25 protein-coding genes are annotated in these 22,415 nt (G+C 66.7%); 7 read left to right on the top strand and 18 right to left on the bottom strand.

What is annotated here, in order from left to right:
* Positions 1-37: 37 nt before the first annotated feature.
* Positions 38-880, bottom strand: a complete 843-nt coding sequence (gene lgt / locus BLEFHOIH_RS23735; RefSeq protein ID WP_088348536.1) for a prolipoprotein diacylglyceryl transferase — start codon at positions 878-880, stop codon at positions 38-40.
* 158 nt (positions 881-1,038) lie between these two features.
* Here lgt and BLEFHOIH_RS23730 point away from each other — a divergent pair, with 158 nt between their 5' ends.
* The 3 genes from BLEFHOIH_RS23730 (at position 1,039) to proC (ending at position 2,799) form a co-directional block, all read left to right on the top strand.
* Entirely contained in the window at positions 1,039-1,311 is a 273-nt protein-coding gene (locus BLEFHOIH_RS23730) for an accessory factor UbiK family protein (RefSeq protein WP_088348535.1), read from the top strand.
* Between the two features lie 166 nt (positions 1,312-1,477).
* Complete coding sequence (locus BLEFHOIH_RS23725; protein ID WP_088348534.1) at positions 1,478-1,975, top strand: YbjN domain-containing protein; 498 nt, start codon at positions 1,478-1,480, stop codon at positions 1,973-1,975.
* A complete protein-coding gene (proC, locus tag BLEFHOIH_RS23720; protein WP_088348533.1) occupies positions 1,972-2,799 on the top strand; it encodes a pyrroline-5-carboxylate reductase in 828 nt (275 codons plus the stop codon). The genes BLEFHOIH_RS23725 and proC overlap by 4 nt, the downstream gene beginning before the upstream one ends.
* A gap of 59 nt (positions 2,800-2,858) precedes the next feature.
* Here proC and BLEFHOIH_RS23715 read toward each other — a convergent pair whose 3' ends face one another.
* From BLEFHOIH_RS23715 to BLEFHOIH_RS23705, 3 genes are read right to left on the bottom strand one after another with little or no spacing between them, the layout of a single operon-like run.
* Entirely contained in the window at positions 2,859-4,166 is a 1,308-nt protein-coding gene (locus BLEFHOIH_RS23715) for a CCA tRNA nucleotidyltransferase (RefSeq protein WP_088348532.1), read from the bottom strand.
* Between the two features lie 27 nt (positions 4,167-4,193).
* Positions 4,194-4,466, bottom strand: coding sequence for a DUF6111 family protein (locus BLEFHOIH_RS23710; protein WP_088348531.1), 273 nt, complete (start codon positions 4,464-4,466; stop codon positions 4,194-4,196).
* Complete coding sequence (locus tag BLEFHOIH_RS23705; protein WP_245297169.1) at positions 4,463-5,131, bottom strand: CoA pyrophosphatase; 669 nt, start codon at positions 5,129-5,131, stop codon at positions 4,463-4,465. Before BLEFHOIH_RS23705 ends, BLEFHOIH_RS23710 begins: the two co-directional genes overlap by 4 nt.
* A 217-nt stretch (positions 5,132-5,348) precedes the next feature.
* Here BLEFHOIH_RS23705 and BLEFHOIH_RS23700 point away from each other — a divergent pair, with 217 nt between their 5' ends.
* From BLEFHOIH_RS23700 to BLEFHOIH_RS23685, 4 genes are all read left to right on the top strand, one after another.
* A complete protein-coding gene (locus tag BLEFHOIH_RS23700) occupies positions 5,349-6,350 on the top strand; it encodes a MoxR family ATPase (protein ID WP_088348530.1) in 1,002 nt (333 codons plus the stop codon).
* 92 nt (positions 6,351-6,442) lie between these two features.
* Entirely contained in the window at positions 6,443-7,342 is a 900-nt protein-coding gene (locus BLEFHOIH_RS23695) for a DUF58 domain-containing protein (protein WP_245297168.1), read from the top strand.
* The gene (locus tag BLEFHOIH_RS23690) at positions 7,339-10,212 is read left to right on the top strand and encodes a DUF4159 domain-containing protein (protein ID WP_088348528.1); all 2,874 of its coding nucleotides are present in this window, start codon (positions 7,339-7,341) and stop codon (positions 10,210-10,212) included. Before BLEFHOIH_RS23695 ends, BLEFHOIH_RS23690 begins: the two co-directional genes overlap by 4 nt.
* 103 nt (positions 10,213-10,315) lie before the next feature.
* Positions 10,316-12,409: a hypothetical protein gene (locus BLEFHOIH_RS23685; RefSeq protein ID WP_088348527.1), complete on the top strand. Its 2,094-nt coding sequence runs from the start codon at positions 10,316-10,318 to the stop codon at positions 12,407-12,409.
* A 27-nt stretch (positions 12,410-12,436) separates the two neighbouring features.
* Here BLEFHOIH_RS23685 and BLEFHOIH_RS23680 read toward each other — a convergent pair whose 3' ends face one another.
* The 14 genes from BLEFHOIH_RS23680 to BLEFHOIH_RS23615 all read right to left on the bottom strand — a co-directional run bounded on the left by BLEFHOIH_RS23680 (position 12,437) and on the right by BLEFHOIH_RS23615 (position 22,357).
* On the bottom strand, positions 12,437-12,910 hold the full coding sequence (locus tag BLEFHOIH_RS23680) for a cytochrome c-type biogenesis protein (RefSeq protein ID WP_088348526.1): 474 nt from the start codon (positions 12,908-12,910) through the stop codon (positions 12,437-12,439).
* Complete coding sequence (locus tag BLEFHOIH_RS23675; protein ID WP_088348525.1) at positions 12,910-14,898, bottom strand: heme lyase CcmF/NrfE family subunit; 1,989 nt, start codon at positions 14,896-14,898, stop codon at positions 12,910-12,912. The genes BLEFHOIH_RS23680 and BLEFHOIH_RS23675 overlap by 1 nt, the downstream gene beginning before the upstream one ends.
* 22 nt (positions 14,899-14,920) lie before the next feature.
* Positions 14,921-15,382 (bottom strand): cytochrome c maturation protein CcmE, encoded by a 462-nt coding sequence (gene ccmE, locus BLEFHOIH_RS23670; RefSeq protein WP_088348524.1) that lies wholly within the window; start codon positions 15,380-15,382, stop codon positions 14,921-14,923.
* Between the two features lie 28 nt (positions 15,383-15,410).
* A complete protein-coding gene (ccmI, locus tag BLEFHOIH_RS23665) occupies positions 15,411-16,472 on the bottom strand; it encodes a c-type cytochrome biogenesis protein CcmI (RefSeq protein WP_170937351.1) in 1,062 nt (353 codons plus the stop codon).
* Positions 16,473-16,632: 160 nt separating this feature from the next.
* Positions 16,633-17,091, bottom strand: coding sequence for an RT0821/Lpp0805 family surface protein (locus BLEFHOIH_RS23660; protein ID WP_088348522.1), 459 nt, complete (start codon positions 17,089-17,091; stop codon positions 16,633-16,635).
* A 108-nt stretch (positions 17,092-17,199) separates the two neighbouring features.
* Positions 17,200-18,582, bottom strand: coding sequence for an ATP-binding protein (locus tag BLEFHOIH_RS23655; RefSeq protein ID WP_088348521.1), 1,383 nt, complete (start codon positions 18,580-18,582; stop codon positions 17,200-17,202).
* On the bottom strand, positions 18,572-19,243 hold the full coding sequence (locus BLEFHOIH_RS23650) for a response regulator transcription factor (protein WP_088348520.1): 672 nt from the start codon (positions 19,241-19,243) through the stop codon (positions 18,572-18,574). Before BLEFHOIH_RS23650 ends, BLEFHOIH_RS23655 begins: the two co-directional genes overlap by 11 nt.
* Positions 19,244-19,330: 87 nt before the next feature.
* Entirely contained in the window at positions 19,331-19,615 is a 285-nt protein-coding gene (locus BLEFHOIH_RS23645) for a hypothetical protein (protein WP_125461875.1), read from the bottom strand.
* Positions 19,616-19,709: 94 nt separating this feature from the next.
* Complete coding sequence (locus BLEFHOIH_RS23640; protein ID WP_088348518.1) at positions 19,710-20,111, bottom strand: hypothetical protein; 402 nt, start codon at positions 20,109-20,111, stop codon at positions 19,710-19,712.
* A gap of 246 nt (positions 20,112-20,357) precedes the next feature.
* Positions 20,358-20,573: a hypothetical protein gene (locus BLEFHOIH_RS26450; RefSeq protein WP_125461874.1), complete on the bottom strand. Its 216-nt coding sequence runs from the start codon at positions 20,571-20,573 to the stop codon at positions 20,358-20,360.
* Between the two features lie 4 nt (positions 20,574-20,577).
* The gene (locus BLEFHOIH_RS23630) at positions 20,578-20,763 is read right to left on the bottom strand and encodes a hypothetical protein (protein WP_088348516.1); all 186 of its coding nucleotides are present in this window, start codon (positions 20,761-20,763) and stop codon (positions 20,578-20,580) included.
* An 8-nt stretch (positions 20,764-20,771) separates the two neighbouring features.
* Positions 20,772-21,323, bottom strand: a complete 552-nt coding sequence (locus BLEFHOIH_RS23625; protein ID WP_088348515.1) for a glycosyl hydrolase 108 family protein — start codon at positions 21,321-21,323, stop codon at positions 20,772-20,774.
* A 28-nt stretch (positions 21,324-21,351) separates the two neighbouring features.
* Positions 21,352-21,549 carry a hypothetical protein gene (locus tag BLEFHOIH_RS23620; protein WP_088348514.1) on the bottom strand — a complete coding sequence of 66 codons (198 nt, stop codon included), beginning with the start codon at positions 21,547-21,549 and terminating at the stop codon, positions 21,352-21,354.
* A 31-nt stretch (positions 21,550-21,580) separates the two neighbouring features.
* Positions 21,581-22,357 (bottom strand): DUF2793 domain-containing protein, encoded by a 777-nt coding sequence (locus BLEFHOIH_RS23615; RefSeq protein WP_088348513.1) that lies wholly within the window; start codon positions 22,355-22,357, stop codon positions 21,581-21,583.
* Between the last annotated feature and the right edge of the window lie 58 nt (positions 22,358-22,415).

The raw sequence follows: 22,415 nt of genomic DNA, 5'->3' as shown, positions 1-22,415 counted from the left end.
TCCAGAGTATCGGCAGATGTTGAATTTCACAATCGTGTTAAGCCGCTACGGGATGACGCCGCGTCGCCCGCGCGATCAGGTAGACGCCATAGGCCAGCATCGGCAGCGAATAGACCATGCCTTCCGAGAAATAGGGCGTGGTGAAGTACTGGTTGAAATCCCATTCCTTGAAGAATTCGACGCCGATGCGCGCCAGCGCGTAGCCGCATAGGAACACGCCTGCCGTCAGGCCGGGAAATTTCAGCGAGCCGCGCGAATGGGTGAGATAGCGCAGGATCAGGAACAGCACGATGCCTTCGAAGAAGGCTTCGTAAAGCTGCGTCGGATGGCGCGGGCCGGGCAGGTGGCCGGACTCCAACACGCTGGCGGGGAAATCGACCGCCCAGGGCACGTCGGTCAGGCGGCCGTAGATCTCGCCATTGATGAAATTGGCGATGCGGCCGAAGAACAGCCCGAACGGCACCACGGCGGCGCAGAGATCGGCCAGCTTGAGCCAGGGGATGCGGTTGGCGCGGGCGAACAGCACGATGGCGGTAATGACGCCGGCGAGGCCGCCGTGAAAGGCCATGCCACCCTGCCAGACGGAGAAGACGCGCAGCGGATCGTGCAGGAAGAGATTGGGCTCATAGAGCAGGATGAAACCCAGCCGCCCGCCGATCACCGTGCCGAGCGTCGCCCAGAGCAGGAAGTCGTCCGCCTGCTCCGGCCGCATCGGCGCGGCGCCGCCCCACAGCGCCGGTTCGCGGAGCAGCCGGCGCATATAGAGCCAGCCCAGCGTCAGCCCGCTCAGATAGGCTAGCCCGTACCAGCGCACCTGCACGGGACCGAGCCCGATGGCGACCGGATCGATTCCTGGGAAAGGAATGGCCATCAAATCCATTGCGCGTGTCCTCCGTCGCGGCTTCCCGCGCATGTTCGAACGCGTTAGTTAGCAGAGCGCGCCGCCGCGAGCCAAGCCTTGATCCGGCGAGCTCGCGCCGCCAATATCCTGCATATGATCCGTGCCTGGACAATTTGACCATCGGAGACCACAGTTTCATGACACAGACCACCAGCCGCTTCTTCGACGAACTGGCCAAGCTGATGACCGACGCCGCCGGCGCCGCGCAGGGTTTTCGCCAGGACGCCGAAGGCTTTTTCCGTTCGCAGGCCGAGAAGGTGCTGCGCGATCTGGATGTGGTGCAGCGCGAGGACTTCGAAGCCGTCAAGGCGATGGCGTCGAAGGCGCTCGAGGAGAATGAACGGCTCGCCAAACGGGTCGAGGCGCTCGAGGCGGCGTCAGGTGTGACAACGCCCGCACAGCATCCGTAGTAAAAAGCGTTTTCCCCGTGGAGAAGATGGCGTCCGCCTTGCGGCTGCCGAGCGAACACTGCTACGCGCTTCGATGGGTACAGAGGGACTAAGGCGCTTCGGCGCTTCTCACCTTCTTTTTGCGCAGAGTACGCCCGCCAACGCAACGGAACGCGAAGGTTTTCGAATGGCATCTGCTCTACCGGATTTCACGCGCCTCACCAATCCGATCGATCTGACGGAACAGATCGCCTCGATCAACGACTGGCCGTTCGAGAGATCCGCCGATGACGAACTGACGGTGGCCATTGCGGGCACCTGGAGCGACTATCATCTGTCGCTCAACTGGCGCGACGATCTGGAGTCGCTGCATATTGCCTGCGCCTTCGACCTGAAGGTACCGATGTCGCGCACCGCCGAGGTCTACCGGCTCCTGGCGCAGATCAACGAGCAGCTCTGGATCGGCCATTTCGATCTGTGGGCGCATGACGGCGTGCTGCTCTACCGGCACAGCCTGATGCTGCATGGGGCCGAACCGACGCCGGGGCAATGCGAGGCGCTGTTGCAGGCGGCGCTGGAATCCTGCGAGCGCTATTATCAGGCGTTCCAATTCGTGGTCTGGGCGGGCAAGCGGGCGGAAGACGCCATCGCCACCGCCATGTTCGACACCGAAGGACAGGCATGAGCGAAACAGCCAATGCGCCGATATTGCTGGTCGGGGCGGGCCGCATGGGCGGCGCGCTGCTGAAGGGCTGGTTGGCGCAGGGCATCGAGCCGGGGCGGATTTTCGTCGAGGACCCGTCGCCTGGGGCCGGGATCGCCAGGATCATCGCCGAGGCGGGCCTCGGCACGGGCGTGCCGCCGGTGCCGCCGGGGGTGATCGTGCTGGCGGTGAAGCCGCAGCTCATGGATCAGGTGCTGCCGGGAGTCGCGCCCATGGCGGGGCCGGATACGGTGGTGCTGTCGATCGCGGCGGGGCGGACGATCGCCGCGATGGCGGCGCATTTCACGCAAGGTATCGCGATCGTGCGGGCGATGCCGAACACGCCCGCCGCGATCGGCCGGGGCATTTCGGCGCTCTATGCCAATGACACGGTGCGGCCCGAACAGGCGCAGCTTTGCGAGCGCTTGCTCGCGGCGGCGGGCGAGACGGTCTGGCTCGACGACGAGGCGCAGATGGACGCGGTGACGGCCGTGTCCGGCTCCGGTCCGGCTTATGTCTTCCTGCTGGCGGAATGTCTCGCGGAGGCGGGCGTCGCGGCCGGGCTGGCGCCGGAGCTGGCGGCCAGGCTGGCGCGGGCGACGGTGTCGGGCGCGGGCGAGCTGTTGCATCAATCAGAGCTCGATCCCGCCGAATTGCGCAAGAACGTGACCTCGCCGGGCGGCACCACCGCCGCGGCGCTCGCCGTGCTGATGGGCGAGCCCGGCGCCGCCGATGCGCCGCTGCGCGAGCTGCTGCGCAAGGCCGTCGATGCCGCGGCCCGGCGCTCGCGGGATTTGGCGAGCTAGGCCCGGGGAGCGGGCGAAACGGCGCGCGTGGTGGGGCTATGCTTACCCTCTAGTTCCGCTTAGCCCTCTCCCCTTGAGGGAGAGGGTGGGCGCGCAGCGACCGGGTGAGGGGACTTTGCAGCCCGCGTCTCGTCCACATCGCTCAGCAAATCTTCCCGGCTCGGCGCAAAACCCGAGGCAACCCACTTGGCTTCAAGCGCGCGCAGCAGCGCTCCGACGCGCGGGCCGGCCGGGATGCCGTGCGCCAAGAGATCCTGGCCTTTCAGCGGGAAGACCGGCGCCTTCCAGCGGCCGGGCAACGCGGCCAGTCCGCGCCAATCCTCATCCGATGTACCCGCCGAAGACCGTGCCCAGGTGATCAGCACGCGGTCGCGGAAAACGGAGGAGCCGAGCCGGTACAGCGCCTCGCGCGCGGCCGCTTCGCCCAGGCTTGGGTCGAGCACCGGCTCCAGCGCGGCCATCGCATCGAGCCGCGCCGCCTCGGCATTGGACAGCCGCAGCCGGAGCGCCAGACGCGCCGCGTCCTCCTCGACCATCACCGCCAGCGCGGCAAGCCTGCGGATCGGCGCGGGATTCTCGCCGAGTGCCGTCTCCAGCGCCGCCAGCCGTTCGAAATGCGCCAGCCGCGTCACGCCGCCGAGGATCAGTGTCAGCAGGCCGCTCTCGGCCATCGGCTCCAGCGCCGCCAAGGGCCGCCGCGTCACCAGAATGCGGAACAGCTCCGCATGCACCCGCTCCGGCGACAGTTTCGCCAACCCGGCCCTTTCGGCGACGCAGGCCGCCAGCCCCTCCGCGTCGGGCGCGCCGCCCGCATAATCGGCGGTGAAGCGGAAAAAGCGCAGGATGCGCAGATAATCCTCGCGGATGCGCTCGCGCGGCGCATGGATGAAACGCACCCTGCTCTCGCGCAGATCCGGCAAGCCGCCGAGCGGATCGATCACCCGCCCATCCGCCGCCGCGTAGAGCGCGTTGATGGTGAAATCCCGCCGCGCCGCATCCGCCGCCCAGTCGCGCGTAAAGGCCACCGTCGCGCGCCGCCCATGCGTCTCGACATCGCGCCGCAAGGTCGTCACCTCGAACGGCGTTCCCGCGACCACCACGGTGACGGTGCCGTGCTCGATGCCCGTCGGCACCGGCTTCAGCCCGGCTTCCTGCGTGAAGCGGATGATCTCGTCGGGACGCGCCGTGGCGGCGAAATCGATGTCGCCGACCGGCAGGCCCATCAGCGTGTTGCGCAGGGCGCCGCCGACGATGCGCGCCTCGTGGCCGTCGCGGTTCAGGGCGGCGAAGACGGCTTCGACGCCCCGGCGCTGAAACCAGGCCGCCCCGGCGACGCTCAGGCCGGTTTCGTCCGGCGGTGCTGCCATGGCATTGATCCGCTAGGGAGAAGAGATCTATTCAATATGGCCCGGAACCACCACGCCATCCTTGATATGCGGCGGTACGTAATGACCGCTGATGCTGCCGGTCTCCCACTGGCCGAGAATGACGATCGCGATCAGCATCAAACCCGCCCCGGCGGCCAGCAGCCAGAAGATCGGCGCGTTGGCCAGCATTTCCGCGCCCGGCTGGTTTTGCTGGCGCAGCGCGACATAGGTGAAATAGACGATCAGCGGAAGCAGCAGGAGCAGCAGGAGCAGCAGATTGATGAGGACGATCCTGATCATTCCGCGTAAAGCCTTTCATACATCATGCGCAGAATTCCAGCAGTAGCGCCCCAAATATATCGTTCGCCATAAGGCATTGCATAAAAATGACGGAGCTGTCCCTGCCATTCGCGCGAATGGCGCTGATGATTTGCGACGCTCATCAGAAAGGCAAGCGGGACTTCGAAGACTTCGGCCACTTCGCGCTCGTCGGCGGCGACCGAGAAAGCCGGCGCGATCACCGCCAGCACCGGCACGATGTTGAAGCCGGTCCGCGTGCGGTAGCCGTCCAACAGGCCGAGCGGGGTGACGAACCGGCGGTCGAGGCCGATCTCCTCGTGGGCCTCGCGCAGCGCAGTGTCGATGACGGTCGCGTCGCCCGGATCGACACGGCCGCCGGGGAAGGCGATCTGGCCCGCATGGGTGGGCAAATGCTCGGCGCGCAAAGTCAGCACGACCGTTGCGCCCGGCTCGCGGTCGACGATGCCGATCAGCACGCTAGCCGCGCGATAGCCGCCCGGCGGCGGCGGCGCGCCCAGCAGATCCGGGTTGAGGTCGTAATCGCCCCGGCCCAGCGCCTCGCTCCGGGCGACCGAATCCGCCTCCTCCACCGGCCGTGCATAAGCCTTTGCGCGCCGCTGAAAATCGTCCGCCGTAAACGCGCCGCTTTCTATTCTCATGCTCATTAACGTCCTCGCCGCTTTTCCATAGGCAATATAGGACCGCCATGCCACTGAAACAGCCGCCCGGCGCCGATGCCGGATGGCGGCAGGCATATCACGTGTGGCCCCTGTGCGGAGATGGCGCTTGCGCTCGGGGGGTGTTTCGCCAAATAGTTGATAAGTAGGTCATGCGCCGCCGCGACTGCCGGAACTGGCGCTTCTCAGTTCGAGTGAATGAGAGATGATGAATCTTACACAACCCGAAGCCGATATCGTCGAGCGCCTCGAGGCCACCAGCGCGAAGATGGCGCGTGTCAGGGACGCAGCCTCTTCCGTGATTTTCGGCCAGGAACATGTAATCGACCTGACATTGGTGACGCTGCTGTCCGGCGGTCACGCACTTTTGATCGGCGTGCCGGGCCTCGCCAAAACCAGCCTCGTCGATACGCTCGGCCGGGTGCTCGGGCTCGATAACAAGCGCATCCAGTTCACCCCGGACCTGATGCCGTCCGACATCGTCGGCTCGGAAGTTCTGGAGGAGACCGGTAACGGCTCGCGTTCCTTCCGCTTCATCAAGGGCCCGGTCTTCACGCAACTGCTGATGGCCGACGAAATCAACCGCGCCAGCCCGAAAACCCAGTCCGCGCTGCTGCAGGCGATGCAGGAACATCACGTCACCGTCGCCGGCCACCGTTACGACGTGCCGACGCCCTTCCACGTCCTGGCGACGCAGAATCCCCTCGAGCAGGAAGGCACTTACCCGCTTCCCGAGGCCCAGCTCGACCGCTTCCTGGTGCAGATCGACGTCACCTATCCCGACATGGTCGCCGAGCGGCGGATGCTGTTCGCCACCACCGGCACCGAGGACCGCCGCCCGCAGCCGATCCTGTCGGCGCAGGAATTGCTCGCCGCGCAGCGCCTCGTGCGCCAGATTCCGGTCGGCGAGCAGGTGGTCGAGGCCATTCTGAAGCTGGTCCGCTCCGCCCGTCCGGGCACGCCGGATGCCAGCGACCGAGTCAATAATTATGTCGCCTGGGGCCCCGGCCCGCGCGCCAGCCAGGCGCTGATGCTGGCCGTGCGCGCCCGCGCGCTGATCGACGGCCGCCTCGCGCCCTCCATCGACGACGTGGTGGCGCTCGCCGAGCCGATCCTGAAACACCGCATGGCGCTGTCCTTCGCGGCCCGTGCCGACGATGTCGCCATCACCGACGTCGTTGCGAGCTTGACCAAGCCGCTGGGCTAACCGACACTTAGAGGATGCGAGGATTGCAAGGGCAGAGAGAAGGCAAGTCGACTCACGAATTGGAATTGTCGGCCCACGCGCTGGCAAAACGATTGCCCTCTCTATTGGTCGAGGCCAGCCGGGTTGCGCAGACGGTGGCGCATGGCATTCACGGCCGGCGGCGTGCAGGGCCCGGCGAGACATTTTGGCAGTTCCGCCACTACGCCACCGGTGACAGCGCGCCTGCCATCGACTGGCGCCGATCAGCCTCCTCCGACCATCTCTACATCCGCGAGCGGGAATGGGAAGCGGCGCACACGCTGCGCATCTGGCCCGACCTGTCGCCCTCCATGGTGTTCCAGTCGCATATTGCGCCCGAGCCCAAGCGCGACCGGGCGCTGATCCTCGCCTTCGCCATCGGCGAATTGGCGCTGGCGGGCGGCGAGCGCGTCGGCCTGCTCGGCGGCAGCCCGCCGGCTTCGGGCCGCAAGGTGATCCAGAACATCGCCCTCTCCATCGCGCAGCAGGAAAAGAGCGGCGCCGCTTTCGGCAGCCTGCCGCCGCGCCCGCCGCTGAACCGCTTCTCCGAATGCATCCTGGTCAGCGATTTCCTCGATCCGCCGGAAGAATTGGCGGCGGCCTGCGAATATATCGCCGGACAGGGCGTGCGCGGACATCTGATCCATATCATCGATCCGGCGGAGGAAACGCTGCCCTATAATGGCCGCGTGGAATTTTCCGGCATCGAGAGCGGCGAACGTGTCCTCGCCGGCCGCGCCGAGGATCTGCGCAAGGCTTACGGGGAGCGGCTGAGGCTGCACAAGGAAGCCATCGTCAGCCTCGCGCGCCGCCTGGAATGGTCCTATCTCATGCATCACACCGATCGCCCGGCGGGCGAGGCGCTTCTGACGCTGCACACCCGCCTTTCCGGCCAGTCTTCGAGCTACCGCGCCAGAACGGCGTCGAAATCCGGCCTCGTCAACGATGAGCGCGTCGCCGGAGGAGCCTCATGACCATCGGCATGATCGGATTTCTGACGCCCTGGATGCTGGCGGGCCTCGTCGCCCTGCCGGTGATCTGGTGGCTGCTGCGCTTCACCCCGCCGCGCCCGGTCGAGATCGCCTTCCCGCCGATCCGCCTGCTGCTCGGCCTGCGCTCGCAGGAGGAAACCCCTTCGCGCAGCCCTTGGTGGCTGACGGCGCTCCGGATCCTGATCGCGGCGCTGATCATCGGCGCGCTCGCCGGTCCCGTCTACAATCCGCAGAAGGAGACCGCCGGCGCCAGCCGCAACCTGCTGATCGTCGTCGACAATGGCTGGGCCTCGGCGAGCCGCTGGCCGGAGCGCCAGAATATGCTGTCCTCGCTTTTGCAGCGGGCCGAGAGCAACAGCCAGGCGGTCGGGATTGTCGCCACGGCGGATGTGGGCTCGGCCGTGTCGCTCGAACCGATGACGCCGGTCAAGGCGCGCGAGCGGGCGAGCAGCCTCGTCCCCATGCCCTATGCCGGCAACCGCGCCGAGATCGCCGCTGCGCTCGACAAGACGCTCGGCGACACCAAGGGCTATGACGTGGTCTGGCTGAGCGACGGCATCGACGACGGCGGCGCCGATGCGCTGGCGGCAACGCTGAAGCGGGTGGCGGCGGGTGGTGAATTCGCTGTCGTCGCCGATGCGCCGGGCGGCGAACCGCTCGGCCTCGCCGGACATTCCAGCGCCCAGAAAGGGCTCGTTGCGCGCGTCACGACGCCGGGCGGCGCCCCGCGCGTCGGCAGCATCGCGGCGCTGAGCGGACGCGGCGCGCGCCTCGCCGAAACCGATTTTGCGCTAAAGGACGGCGAGCGCTCGACCGAAGTCGTCATCAACCTGCCGCTGGAATTGCGCAATCAGGTCACGCGCCTGGAGATCGACCGCGAAGCCTCCTCGGGCGCGGCCTATCTGCTCGACTCGCGCTCGCTCTGGCAGCGCTTCGGCATCATCTCCGGCGAAGCGCGCGAAGCCTCGCAGCCGCTCCTGTCGCCGACGCATTATATCGAGCGCGCCCTCGCGCCGCATGGCGAGGTGATGGTCGCCTCGACCGGCAATATCGAACGGGCCAGCGAAGCGCTGCTCGAGCGCAAGCCGTCCGTGGTCATCCTCGCCAATATCGGCCAGCTCATCGGCCAGACCGAGACGCGGCTGACGCAATGGGTCGAGAAGGGCGGCATGCTGCTGCGCTTCGCCGGCCCGCGCCTCGAAAAAGGCGGCGACGCGCTGCTGCCGGTGCCTTTGCGCGAAGGCGGCCGCACGCTCGGCGGCGCTTTGTCCTGGCGCACGCCGCAAAAGCTCGCCCCGTTCGAAGAGGAAAGCCCCTATTTCGGCCTGACCGCCCCGGCCGATGTGCTGGTCAACCGGCAGGTGCTGGCCGATCCGACCGCCGAACAGCGGCCCTCCGCCCAAATTTGGGCCCGGCTCGATGACGGCACGCCACTGGTCACCGCCTCCAAGCTCGGCGAAGGCTGGCTGGTGCTGTTCCACATCACCGCCAATTCCGACTGGTCGAACCTGCCGATGTCCGGCCTGTTCGTCGATATGCTCCGCCGCACCGCCGAGCTGTCCAACGCCGCTGACGCGCCCGAAGCCGGCGCCGGCGATGGCGGCACCGGCGCCTCGAAGGACAACGCCATCAACGCCTCGACGCGCACCGCATTCCTCACTCCGTGGCGGACGCTGGACGGCTTTGGCCGCATGGGCCAGCCGCCGGTGACGGCCAACGCGCTGCCCGCCGCCAACCCGGACAGCGTCTCCCCCAGCCCGCGCAACCCGCCCGGCTTCTACGGGCAGCCGGGCCGCACCCGCGCCCTCAACGTCATGCGGCCGGAGAGCGAACTCAAACCGCTCGATCCGGCCCGGCTTGGCGCCAATCTGCTCAGCTATGAGGCCCGTAAACCCGTGCTGCTGATGCCCTGGCTTCTCCTTGCAGCTTTTGGATTTTTCGCTGTGGATGCACTCGTGACCCTTGCCATGATGTCCGGAGGATTGCTTCAGGGCCGCCGCGCCGCCCGCGCCGCAGCCGCCATCGCGATCATCGCCCTGGCGGCCGCCGCCCTGGTCGCGGCACCGCGCCCGGCCTTCGCGCAGGCCACCGATCCCGCCGCAGACGATTTTGCGCTGAAGGCGGCGCTGACGACACGGCTCGCTTACGTCATCACCGGCGACGCCGCCTTGGATGAAGTCAGCCAGCGCGGCCTGCAGGGCCTGTCGCGGGTGATCGCCGCGCGCACCGCCATCGAGCCGGGCGAGCCGATGGGCGTCAATGTCGATAGCGACGAGCTGGTGTTCTTCCCGCTGCTCTACTGGCCCGTGCGAACCGATGCCGAGCCGCTGCCGGACGCGACGCTGGCCAAGGTCGATGCCTATATGAAGCAAGGCGGCATGATCGTCTTCGACACCAAGGACTACCAGATGCCGACCGGCTTCGGCGGCGGCATTCCCGGCCAGTCGCCGGCGCTCGCCAATCTGATCGGCAAGCTCGACACGCCGCGCCTGGAGCCTGTGCCCGAGGGGCATGTGCTGACCAAGGCCTTCTATCTGCTGAACGGCTTTCCGGGCCGCTGGGATGGCGGCACGCTCTGGGTCGAGGCGCGCGCGCCCGAGGAAAGCGGCGACGGCCGCCGCGCCCTCAAGGCGGACGGCGTCAGCTCGATCCTGATCACCTCGAATGATTTCGCTGGCGCCTGGGCGCGCGGTTCCGACAACCGGCCGCTTTACGCAACCGTGCCGGGCGGCGACCTGCAGCGCGAAATGGCCTATCGCGCCGGCATCAACATCGTGATGTACGCGCTGACGGGCAATTACAAAGCCGATCAGGTGCATGTCCCGGCGCTCCTGGAGCGGCTGGGCCAGTAACGGCATTTGCCGTCCCCGCTCAGGCGGGGACCCGCGAGCAACGGACGCCTGAAAATGCTGGATCTCCGCCTGCCGCGGGGATGACCAGAGTGAAGGTTATTGAATGAACTGGACCATCGAGTTTCTGCCCTTCTTGCCGATCCCCTATCTGGTCGGCGCCGGCATCGTCGGCCTGCTGATCACGCTGGTGCTGATCTGGCGGGGACGGCGCGGCACGCTTTTGCGCGTCGGCAGCCTCGCTTTGCTGATCCTGGCGCTCGCCAATCCGAATCTCAAGGAAGAGGAACGCGAGAAGCTCGCCAATATCGCCGTGGTGATGGTGGACCAGAGCGCCAGCCAGCGCATCGCCGGCCGCGAGCAGCGCACGGCTGAAATCCGCAGCCAGCTTGCAACGCGCTTCGGCTCGCTCGATCAGCTTGAAGTGCGCTGGGTGGAAAGCTCAGGCGGCACCTCCTCGAGCGCCGAGGAAACCACGCTCTTCGCCGATCTCAACCGCGCTTTGTCCGACATCCCCGCCGAACGCCTCGCCGGCGTCGTCATGCTGACCGACGGTCAGATCCACGACGTGCCCACCGAAGTGAAGAAGCTCGGCTTCGACGCGCCGGTGCATGCGCTGATCGTCGGCACGCCCAATGAATTCGACAACCGGCTGGAGGTGATCTCAGCGCCCCGCTTCGGCCTCGTCGGCAGCGAGCAGACGGTCGAGCTGCGCGCCGTGACCAGCCGCAAGGACGGCGCCTCGCATCCCGCCATCCTGCGCGTCCGCCGCGCCGACCAGACCGAGGAGACGCTGAGCGTCCCCTATGGCGATGTCGTCAAGCTGCCCTTCCCCTTCCCCCATGCCGGCACCACCCTGATGGAGGTCGAACTGGCGGGCGAGGACGGCGAGCTGACTCTGGCCAATAACCGCGTCGCGCTGCAGGCCGAGGGCGTGCGCGAAAATCTGCGGGTGCTGCTGGTCTCGGGCGAGCCCCACGCGGGCGAGCGCACCTGGCGCAACCTCCTGCGCTCCGACGCTTCCGTGGATCTGGTGCATTTCACCATTTTGCGCCCGCCGGAAAAGCAGGACGGCACGCCGATCAACCAGCTCTCGCTGATCGCCTTCCCGACCCGCGAGTTGTTTTCCGAAAAGCTGTCCGAATTCGACCTGATCATCTTCGACCGCTATCAGCGCCGCGGCGTCCTTCCGCTGATCTATCTCGACAATGTCGCCCGCTATGTCGAGGACGGCGGCGCCGTGCTGGTCGCGGCGGGTTCCGACTATGCCGGCGATGTCAGCCTGTTCCGCACGCCGCTCGGCGACGTGCTGCCCGCCCAGCCGACCGGGCGCACCATCGAGCAGCCTTTCCGCCCGAAGGTCACCGAGATCGGCGAGCGCCACCCGGTAACGGCTGGCCTGCCGGGCGCCAACGTCACGCCCGAGGAGGAGCCGCATTGGGGCCGCTGGTTCCGCGCCGTCGAATCCACCGCGCTGGAAGGCAATGTCGTCATGGACGGGCCGGACAAGGCGCCGCTCCTGATCCTGTCGCGGCGCGGCAAGGGCAGGGTGGCGACCTTCCTGTCAGACCACGTCTGGCTCTGGGCGCGCGGCTATGAAGGCGGCGGCCCGCATTCCGACCTGCTGCGCCGCCTGTCGCACTGGCTGATGAAGGAGCCCGATCTCGAAGAGGAATATCTGAAGGCCACCGCCGACCGGCAGGGCATCGTGCTCGAGCGCCGCAGCATGAAGGACGAGGTCGGCGAGGCCACCGTCACGACCCCGACCGACAAGAGCGTCACCGTGCCGATGGAAAAGGTCGGGCCGGGTCTGTGGCGCGGCCGCCTGACCGCGACCGAGCCGGGCCTGCACAAGATCGCCATGGACGAATTGACGGCGGTCGCGCTGGTCGGCGCGGCCAACAGCCGGGAATTCTCCAAGGTCGCCGCGACCGACGAGCCGATCCGCCCGATCGCCGACGCGACCGGCGGCGGCCAGTTCTGGATGGGCGGCACCAACGGCGCCGCCGCCCGCGACCTGCCGCGTCTCGCCATGCTGCAATCCGCCACGCGCTACCACGGCCAGAACTGGCTCGGCCTGAAGGACCGCGAGGCCTATGTGGTGCGCGGCGTGCAATATACGCCGCTGCTGTCGGGCTATCTGGCGCTCGCCTTGTTCCTCGGCATGATCATGCTGACCTGGTTCCGGGAGAGCCGGTAGCCTGGACCAAGACCGTGCCTGGAGACGCTATCCCTTGCCGAGGATGCCGCGCAGTTTTTCGCGTTCTGCGTCGCTGAGGGGCGCGGGAGCGGCCATCACCTCCGCGCGGGGGCGGCGGAAGAGGCGGTAGGCCAGAAAGCCGCCGCCGATGAGCAGCAGCAGCGGCGCGAGCCACAGCAGCACCGTCTTTGCCGTCAGCCTGGGCCGCAGCAGGATGAACTCGCCATAGCGCGCGACGACAAAGTCGATGACCGCCGCGCGGTCGTCGCCGGCCTTCAGGCGTTCGCGCACGATCAGCCGCAGGTCGCGGGCGAGCGGGGCGTCGGAATCGTCGATGGACTGGTTCTGGCAGACGAGGCAGCGCAATTCGGCGGAGATCTCGCGGGCCTTATGCTCCATCGCCGGGTCCGAGAGCATTTCGTCCGGCTGCACGGCGCGCGCCGGTCCGCAAGCGAGAGCCAGCACAAGCACCAGCACGGACAGTGGTAAACCGCGCCGCATCACGCTTGACCGGCGACAGGTTCAGCCGGCGCCCGCCGCCGCGCAGGCGCGCCGATGCGCAGGCGCCGGTCGCTCAGCGAGACGCCGCCGCCGATGAACATGATGACCGCGCCGATCCAGATCAGCCGGACCAGCGGGTTGAAGTACATCCGCACGGCCACGGACGAGCCGTCCTTGGCCGCGTCGCCCATGACCAGATAGAAATCGCCTGCCCAGCTCGCATGGATGGCGGCCTCGCTGGTGCCGGTCGGTGGGGCGGTGTACTGGCGCTTGGACGGCGCGAGTTCGACGATCGGCTTGCCGCCACGGCTCAGCTCGAAATCGCCGAAGGTTTCCTGGTAGTTCGGCCCTTGCTGGGCGGCGACCTTTTCGAACAGCACCTCATAGCCGGCGAAGGCGATGCGGTCGCCCGGCTTCATCGCCTGGATGTGCTCGACGCGCCAGGCGCTGGTCGCGGTGATCCCGAGCACGGCGACCCCGACGCCCAGATGCGCGATCATGCCGCCGATGCTGGAGCGCGGCAGGCCCGACAGCCGGCGCAGCACTTCCGGCCAAGGCGCGGCGAAAGCTTTTACGCGGAAGGCAGTCTCCGACAGCGCGCCCATGATCAGCCACACGCCGACGCCGATGCCGAGCGCCGCGAGCATCGAGCTGCCCGGCTTGAGGATCAGCGCCACGATGCCCGCCGTCACCGCGAAGGCGCCCGCAACGCTCAGCCGCCGGGCGGCTTCACGCAGATTGCCGCGCTTCCACGGCAGCAGCGGGCCAAAGGGCAGCGTGATGAGCAGGATCAGCGTCAGCGGCACGAAGACCGAATTGAAATAGGGCGGCCCGACCGAGATCTTGTCGCCGGTGATCGATTCCAGGGCCAACGGGTAGAGCGTGCCGATCAGCACGGCGGCGCAGATCGTCATCAGCAGCAGATTGTTGAAGACCAGGCTGCCTTCGCGCGAGACCGGCGCGAACAGCGCGCCTTGCCGCAGTTGCGGCGCGCGCCATGCGAAAAGCGCAAGGCCCCCGCCGGTGAAGATGCCGAGGATGGCGAGGATGAAGACGCCGCGCGCCGGATCGACGGCGAAGGCATGGACGGAGGTCAGCACGCCGGAGCGGACCAGGAACGTCCCCATCAGGCTGAGCGCGAAGGTGACGATGGCCAGCAGGATGGTCCACACTTTCAGCGCGTCGCGCTTCTCCATCACCACGGCGGAATGCAGCAAAGCCGTGCCCGCGAGCCAGGGCATGAAGGAGGCGTTCTCCACCGGGTCCCAGAACCACCAGCCGCCCCAGCCGAGCTCGTAATAGGCCCACCAGGAGCCCATGGCGATGCCGACGGTGAGGAACATCCAGGCGGCGAGCGTCCAGGGCCGCACCCAGCGCGCCCAAGCAGCGCCGATATGGCCTTCCATCAAGGCGGCGATGGCGAAGGAGAAGGCCATCGAGAAACCGACATAGCCCGTATAGAGCAGCGGCGGATGGATCGCCAAGGCGGGGTCTTGCAGGATCGGGTTCAGCCCCTGGCCCTCGAAGGGCGCCGGCCAGATGCGGGTAAACGGGTTCGAAGTGACGATGATGAAGGCGAGGAAGGCGATGCCGATCGAGCCTTGCACCGCCAGCACGTTGGATTTCAGCCGCGCCGGCAGATTGTTGCCGAAGGCCGCGACCGCCGCGCCGAAAATGGCCAGGATCAGCACCCAGAGCAGCATCGAGCCTTCATGATTGCCCCAGGCGCCGGAGATTTTGTAGATCAGCGGTTTATCGGCGTGGGAATTGGCGAAGACGTTCTGCACCGAGAAATCGGAGACGACATAGCACCAGATCAGCGCCCAGAAGGACAATGCCAGCAGCGCGCATTGCGCCAGCGCGGCGGGGGCGGCGATGCCGCGCGGCTCGTCATCGCCCGACCACATGCTCCAGGCCACCGAGCCCGTCTGCAGACAGGCGACGGCAAAGGCGAGAATGAGAGCGAAATGGCCGATTTCAACGATCATGCGAGACCGCCTGTCCTTATCATTATTGGGTCGCGGGCTCCGCGTGGGCTTCGCCGCCGCGCCATGTGCCCTGCTTCTTCAGGCTGTCGGCCACTTCGCGCGGCATATAGGTTTCGTCATGCTTGGCCAGCACATTGTCGGCGATGAAGCGGCCGCCGGGATCGAGCTTGCCTTCGGCGATGACGCCCTGCCCCTCGCGGAAGAGGTCCGGCAGCAGGCCGCGATAATTCACCGTGATGGCGCGCGAGCCGTCGCCGATCTCGAATTCAACATCGGTGCCGCCGTGTTTCTTCAGGCTGCCCGCCGAGACCATGCCGCCGAGCCGGAAGCGCGTGCCGGGCTGCACCGACTGCGCGGCGACTTCGCTCGGGCTGTAGAAGAAGACGATGGATTCGCGCAGCGCGGACAGCACCAGGAAGGCCGCCAGGCCGAGCACGGCGAGGCCGGAAAGGATGAGGACGGATCGGCGCTGCTTTCGGGTCATCTCTTGCAAGAACCTCGCTGTTGCATCATCAGGACGTGAGGCCGAGCGTCTTCGCCATCTGGTCGATCTGGGCGAGCGCTTCCTGATTGCCGGCGAATTGCCCTTGCGCCCGTTTCAGCGCGTCCAGGGCCTCGTCCCGCCGTCCGAGCACCGTATAGGCTCGCATCAGTTTAAGCCAGCCTTCCAGATCGGAGCCATCGGCCTTCAGCCGCTCGGCCAGTCCGGCGACCATCTTGTCGATCATCGCCGCCTGTTCGGGAGCCGATGGCGCGCCGGCCAGCCGCGCGTCGACATCGGTCAGCCGCTGCTGCACGATATTGCGCACATTGTCGGGCAAAGTTTGGGCGAGCAGCTTGCGGTAGCGGCCGGCGGCTTCGCTGAGCTTGCCGCCCTGCTCGTCGGCCATGCCGAGCCAGAATTGCGCCCGCTCATTCTGCGGCTCGAGGCTTAAAACCTTCTGGAACGCCGCGGCGGCCTCTCCGCTCACCTTATTGCCGCCCGCCAGCGTCAGCGCCTCGCCGAGATCGCCGAGGCGGTCGGGGGTCTCGCCAACCAGCCGGATGGCGTTCTTCAGCGCCTTGGCCGCGTCGTCATAGCGCCCGAGCCGCAGGTAGACCGGCGCGATCACCGCCCAGCCCGCGCCATCCTCGGGATTGGTGGCCAGCCGCGCCTCGACACGGGCGACGAGGCTTTCGATGGAGGGCTGGCTGTCCTCGGGCGCCGCGCGGGCGTGCAGCGGCTGGTCCGGCAGGTTCGGCGAGCCGAACACGAGATAGGCGGCCATCGAGATCGTCGCCAGCAGGCCGATGATGACATAGGGCGCCGACGCCGAGCCGCGCGGCGGTCCGGCCGCGTGAAAGTCGTCCGAGGCGGCGAGGATGCGGCGGGAGACTTCGATGCGCGCCGCCTGGGCTTCGGCCTCGCCGAGCAGGCCGCGCGCCGTCTCCTCCTCGATCTCCTCGAGTTGCTGTTTGTAGACCGCGACATCGTGGCTCTGCGCGGCGGCGCGTTCACCTTGCCGCCAGTAGGGCCGCACGATCAGCAGCGCGGCGAAGGCGGTCAGCGCGGCAAAGACGGTCCAGAGAAGCATTGGCGGTTCGCCCGATCTTGATTGAACCCTGCATATCAAGGCTTGCGGGGAGGTAATCAAGTAGAAACGCGCGGCGCGGCCCTCCGCCACAGCCCAAATACGAAAAAGCCCGCCACGAGGGCGGGCATTTCCAAACATTCCTGATGAAATCTTCGTCGGCTTAGCTGACGGCCTTCCAGGTGCCGTCATCCTGGCGGCAGGCTTTGCCGACCATGGTCTGCGGCCGGTCGTCGATATAGACGGTGTGCTCATATTCGCGGCAGGTCCGCCCGGCCGAACGGTAGGAACGGCGCGGCTTGATATGCCCGCGATGGCCGGACCGCTCGTTGCGCCATTCCTCGTCGTCATCGTCTTCGAGCGCGCGATATTCGGCTTCGAGCGCATAGCGCCGGTCGGCCTCGTCCATGTCGCGGCCGATGCTGCTGCCGATCAGGCCGCCGACGACCACGCCCGTAGCCGTCGCCAGCACGCGGCCGGCGCCATGTCCAAACTGATTGCCGATGATGCCGCCGGCCACGGCGCCGACGACAGTTCCGCCTTCCTGATGGCTGCCGGCCGGACCGCAAGCCCAAAGCGGAAGCAGCAGAGCGCCCACGCCAAGAAATCTGATGAGTTTCATGACTTCCCCGTTTGTGAGAGTCCGCCTGGGCGGCCGACTCAATCCCAACCTGCAATAAGCCCCTATTGTGTCCTGGTAGAAACCCCTAATCTGGCTTTTTTGCGACTATTATGCCGCCGGCAGGGTCAGCTTGGCGCGCACGCCGCCGGTCGGCGCCTGCTGCAGCACGAAACTGCCGTAATACATTTCCGAGAGATCGGCGACGATGGATAGCCCCAGCCCGGAGCCCGGCTTGGTCTCGTCGAGCCGCTTGCCGCGCCGCACGACGCTCTCCAATTCGGAAAGCGGCAGGCCCGGCCCGTCATCGTCGACGAGCACGGTCAGGTTGCGGGTGTTGCTGGCCGTCTTGGCCGAGCCATCCGTCGCCACGGAGATTTTCACCTTGGCGTCCGCCCATTTGCAGGCATTGTCGAGCAGATTGCCGACCATCTCCTGCAAATCCTGCTTCTCGCCCCGGAATTTGGCGTCGGACGGGCATTCGACCACGAAGCTGATATTGCGGTCGGAATAGATGCGCGACAGGGCGTGGGTCAACGAGTTCACGGTCTCGCTGACATCGGTGACGCCGCCGACGATGCTGACGCGCGCGGCGATCTGGGCGCGGGTCAGATGGTGGGTGATATATTCGCGCATCAGTTCGGCCTGATCGGCGACCTTCTGGCCGAACTCGTCTTCGCGCTCGCGGGCCTCGTTGGTGATGACGCTGAGCGGCGTCTTCAGCGCATGGGCGAGATTGCCGACATGGGTGCGGGCGCGCTCGATGATGGCCTGGTTCGACTGGATCAGCGCGTTGAGTTCTTCCTGCAGCGGCTGGATTTCCTCCGGCAGGCTGCCTTCGAGGCGCGAGGCCTTGCCCGAGCGGATCGCCACCAGCTTTTCGCCGATCTCATCCAGCGGGCGCAGGCCGAAACGGACCTGGAAGAAGGTCGCGATCAGCAGCCCCGCGCCGAGCATACAGAAGGCGATCACCAGCATGGTGCTGAAGGCGGCGACCTCGTCGCCGATCTCGCCCGCATCGCCCGCGACCGCATAGGCATAGCGCCGCTGCTGGTCCTTCTGGGTGATGGTGATCTCGCGCTCCAGCACCCGCAGCGCCTGCTGTTCCGGCCCGGCGAGATACGCCTTGCGGATCTCGGTCTCGTCGGGGACGACGCCCATCTGGCTCGGTAGCTTCAGCGCCTCCGAAGCGAGCGATACGGATTTGAAATCGACGGGCGGCCCGCCCAGCGATTTGATCTCCCAATACCAGCCCGACGAGGGCAGGCTGAACAGCGGCTCGCCGAGATTGGCAGGCTCCATCACGTCAATGCCCTGGTCGGGTGAGGTGATGGCGATCAAATATTCGAGATATTGATTGAGCCGCGCATCGAAGCTGCGCTCGACGGCGTCGCGGTAAAGTGAGACCAGGACGGCCGCAGCGAAGGGGAGGACGAGAAGCGTCCAGATGGCGGAAGAAAAGAACAGACGCCGCGATAGCGAGTTACGCTTCATTTTCAGGTGCATTGAGCCTGTAGCCGAGGCCTCGAACCGTGAGGATCAAATCCGGTGAAATCTTCTTGCGCAGCCGCCCGACGAACACTTCGATGGTGTTGGAATCGCGGTCGAAATCCTGCTCGTAGAGATGTTCGACCAGTTCAAGGCGCGGCACGACCCGGCCCTGATGGTGCATGAGATAGGCCAGCAGCCGGTATTCGAGCGAGGTCAGCTTGACCGGCACGCCGTCCATGGTGACCCGCGCCATCTTGGTGTCGAGCCGCAAGGGTCCGCATTCGATCTCGCTCTTGGCGTGGCCGGCGCTGCGGCGCAAAAGCGCGCGCACCCGAGCCAGCACCTCCTCGACATGGAACGGCTTGGCAACGTAATCGTCCGCGCCCGCATCGATGCCGGCGACCTTGTCGCTCCAGCGGTCGCGGGCGGTCAGGATCAGCACGGGCATGCGGCGGTCGTCGCGGCGCCAGCTTTCGAGCACGCTGAGACCATCGAGCTTGGGCAGGCCGAGATCGAGGATGACAGCGTCATAAGGCTCGGTATCGCCGAGAAAATGGCCTTCCTCGCCGTCGAACGCGGTGTCGACGGCGTAGCCCGCCTGGCTCAGAACGGAGACGAGCTGCCGGCTGAGGTCCCGATCATCCTCGACTACGAGAAGCCGCATATTCGTTGCCCGTGATTTGTTGCGAATGCTCCGTTGAAGGTTTTGCAACAAAACCACCGGGCGGGCAATCGGCATTTGGGCACAACTTCATCCCGGCGCCTCGCTGGTGGCGGCGATTTGCACACGTCGGACTTCGCCCTGACCTGAAATGATCACGATTTGGAAGTAAGCATCGCCGCCTTCGCCGCACAGGGCGACCCGCAATATTCTCACTTCGCCGAACTGCTTTTTGATCTCGTTCTGCAGCACGCCGAACGACTTATATTGATTGGCGGTCCAATTGGGCGCGCAACTGCTCTGGGCCGCGACGCCGGTCGCCCCCAAGGAAAAGGCGGCCGTGGCCGCGAGCAGCAATGGATGCGCGAGTCTCATTGGGCTTGCATTCTCTTTCAGCCGTGAAGAATGCAGAGACACAGTGAATGCGTCATGAACATAGCATAGCCTGCCATTGGGGTGGCAGGATGGCCTAGCGGAAAAATATATAGGGGCCGAGCAGCGCCGTGGGCGTGCGGCCGCGCGCCCAGCTCCTGGTGGTGTCGTGGCGGTGGCACGAGGTCGCCCCGGCGGTGGTGTCGTCCAAATCTCCGGCCCAGACCAAGCAGTTGACGGCGTAAATCCGGCACCAGTCGGCGGCCGTCAGCTGAGCTTTGGCGGGCAGCAGCGGCGCCCTTCCATCGGCTTCCCGCAAAATGTCCTGACAGGTTCGCGCAAGGTCCGGCTCGGCGCCGCGCCGGCCGGAGGTGGTTTGCAGGCGGTTGCGAATCACCCAGGCGAGCGGGGCGTGGAGCTCTTCCGGCTGGCCGCCGCCGAGCCGGGCGACGGTGCGGGCACAGATATCGAGTTCGACCTGTCCGAAATATCTGATCATGGTATCGGCTTGAACATGGATGCGAGTGGCCGTCGCATCCGGGTTTCAGCTATATCATCTCAAGAATATTGATAATTTGCTATAAAACATCCTAATTCACCCTCCGGGTTAATAACTACGTAAGCTTACCCATGTCACTCCCCGCAAATGGCCCGGAAGGCGGCGTTGTGCTGGCGGATTTGCACTGCGGTTTGCGGACTATCCTTACGCGAATAAGTAATGGGCTCCATGGCGAGGCAGGTGGTGTCAGTCACGGCGGTCGGGGTCGTGCTCTGGCAGGCTGCGAGAATCAACGCGGCGGCGAGCGGCGCGAGCGGTCTGGACATGGCGGGCTTGCTCCTTCAGCGAGCGCGCCGCCGCCCGGTCCTCGCCGGCCTGGATCTGGCGGCGTTCGGATAGGAACGCCGCGAGGCCGGTGAGGAAGCGGAAGGCCGCGCTTAAAGCATTGAGGATGGAGAGCATGAGCCTATTGCGCGCCGTCCCTGGGCGCTTCGCCGAGGAAGATGGCGGCGACACCGGCGAGGGCGGCCAGGGCGCCAAAAATCTGGTTCCAGTCCTGTTCGGTCAGGCCGAGCAGGCCGAAACCGGCGAGGAACGCGGCAATGCCGGCATAGGTGGACGGCTCGCGCAGGCGCTTGATGATGAAATCCATGGGAAACCTCAGATATTGGCGGGTTGGTCGGCTTTGGCGGGGGCGGCGCGCAGCAGTGACAGCGCGGCGGCGTGAGTGGCGATCAGCCTGCGCGACCAGCCGAGGCCGAAGGTCGGGAACAGCCGCTGCAGCAGGCCGTAGCTCTGCATCCGCCGCGCCATGAATTCGGCGAGCAGCTTTTCCGGCTGCGCGGCGGCGATGGCGGCCAGGGTGACGGGGCCGATCTGGCCGTCGGCCTTGACGTTGGCGGCCTGTTGCAGGAAGCGCCGGGCGCGGCCGACGCCCTGATTGACCGCGCAATCGAACACCGCGAGGTCGAGCCCGGAAGGCAGCGCGCCGCAGCAGGCGGTCTCCCAATAGCGCTCGCGGTAGATGGCGGCGGCTTCCTTCCTGGTCAGAGCGCGGACGTCGGCCTTGGTCACGGCACTGCGGCGGTAGTCGCGCAGCACGGCGAGGGTGATGCCGAGATTGGTCGCGCCGCCGGGATCGAGCGGGTGATCCGAATAGCCGCCCTCGAAGGTGAGGACATGGGCGAGCGCGGCGTTGAATGTCTTCTGCAAGCGGGTATCTCCATGGGGTGGCGGCGGGTCAGTGCTTGGCGGCGTTGCGGCGCTCGCGCCAGAACGCCCAGAGCCGGATCAGGCCGAAGGCGAGGCCGACGACGAGCGTCGCGGTGGTGAGCACCTGGTTGAGTTCGGTCAGCCAGGGCGACCAGGCCGGTGCCGAGACGAGACCGCCCGCGAGCGCCGCGTCGGAGAGGTTTTGCTGGTTGGTGGTGTGGGTCATGTCGCCTCGCTGGTGTGGGGCGGCGGGTGGTTCAGCTCACCACGGCGCTGGTGTCGCTGCGCCGCCAGTCGGTGCCGTCGGAGAAGGCCGGGACCGCCCCACCGGTCGCATCGCTGACGAAGACGAAGGCGCCCGTTCCGGCAGTCGCGGCGCTGGGCAGGGTCGCGACGGTGAAGCTGGGGAGACGGGGCGCGCCGTTGGCGGCGGCGACGAGGGTCAGGCCGATGTCGAAGGTGCTGCCGTCGGCCGAGGTCTTGAAGCTGAAATCGTCATTGCCGAGACAGCCGATTTCGGCGCGGCCGGAAAAGGCGGTCTGGAACAGGAAGCTGGCCGTATCGCCGGCGGCGTTCTTGTTGAGCTTCACCTGCACGCCGCTGCCGATGTGGTTGAACAGCACGGCGCCCGACGCGACGGAGAGCTTGTTGGTGGCATCCGCCGTGGTGTTGACGCCGAGGCGGGCGGCGTTCTGGGTCGCCGCGCCGGTCCAGGCTGCGCCGTCGAAGGCGAGGACGATGTCCTCGTCGGCGATCCAGAGCAGCCAGCCCTCGCGCGGGGCATGGAACGACCACGCCCCGTCCTGGCGGGCGGCGATTTTGCCGTCTTTGCCCGACCAAGCGCCGGTGGCTGAGGCCGCGATGAGATAGCGGTCGCCGTCCGCAGGAGAGCCGGGCGGCGCGGCGAGATCGCGGTCGAGCACCGAGAGCATGACGATGGCGTCGAGCGCCAGCAGCGCGGCGTTATGGGTGACGTGCTTCTGGGCTTGGGCGGCTTCGATGAAGGGCAATGCGAGGTGGGTGCTGGGTGGCATGGTCGATCCTTTTGCCGTGCCGCAGATGGGCGCACCGCGAACGCTGTGCTCGCGGGAA

The sequence above is a fragment of the Rhodomicrobium sp. R_RK_3 genome, assembly GCF_002198715.1.
GTDB lineage: Bacteria > Pseudomonadota > Alphaproteobacteria > Rhizobiales > Rhodomicrobiaceae > R-RK-3.
This window is presented reverse-complemented; position numbering and strand designations above follow the sequence as displayed.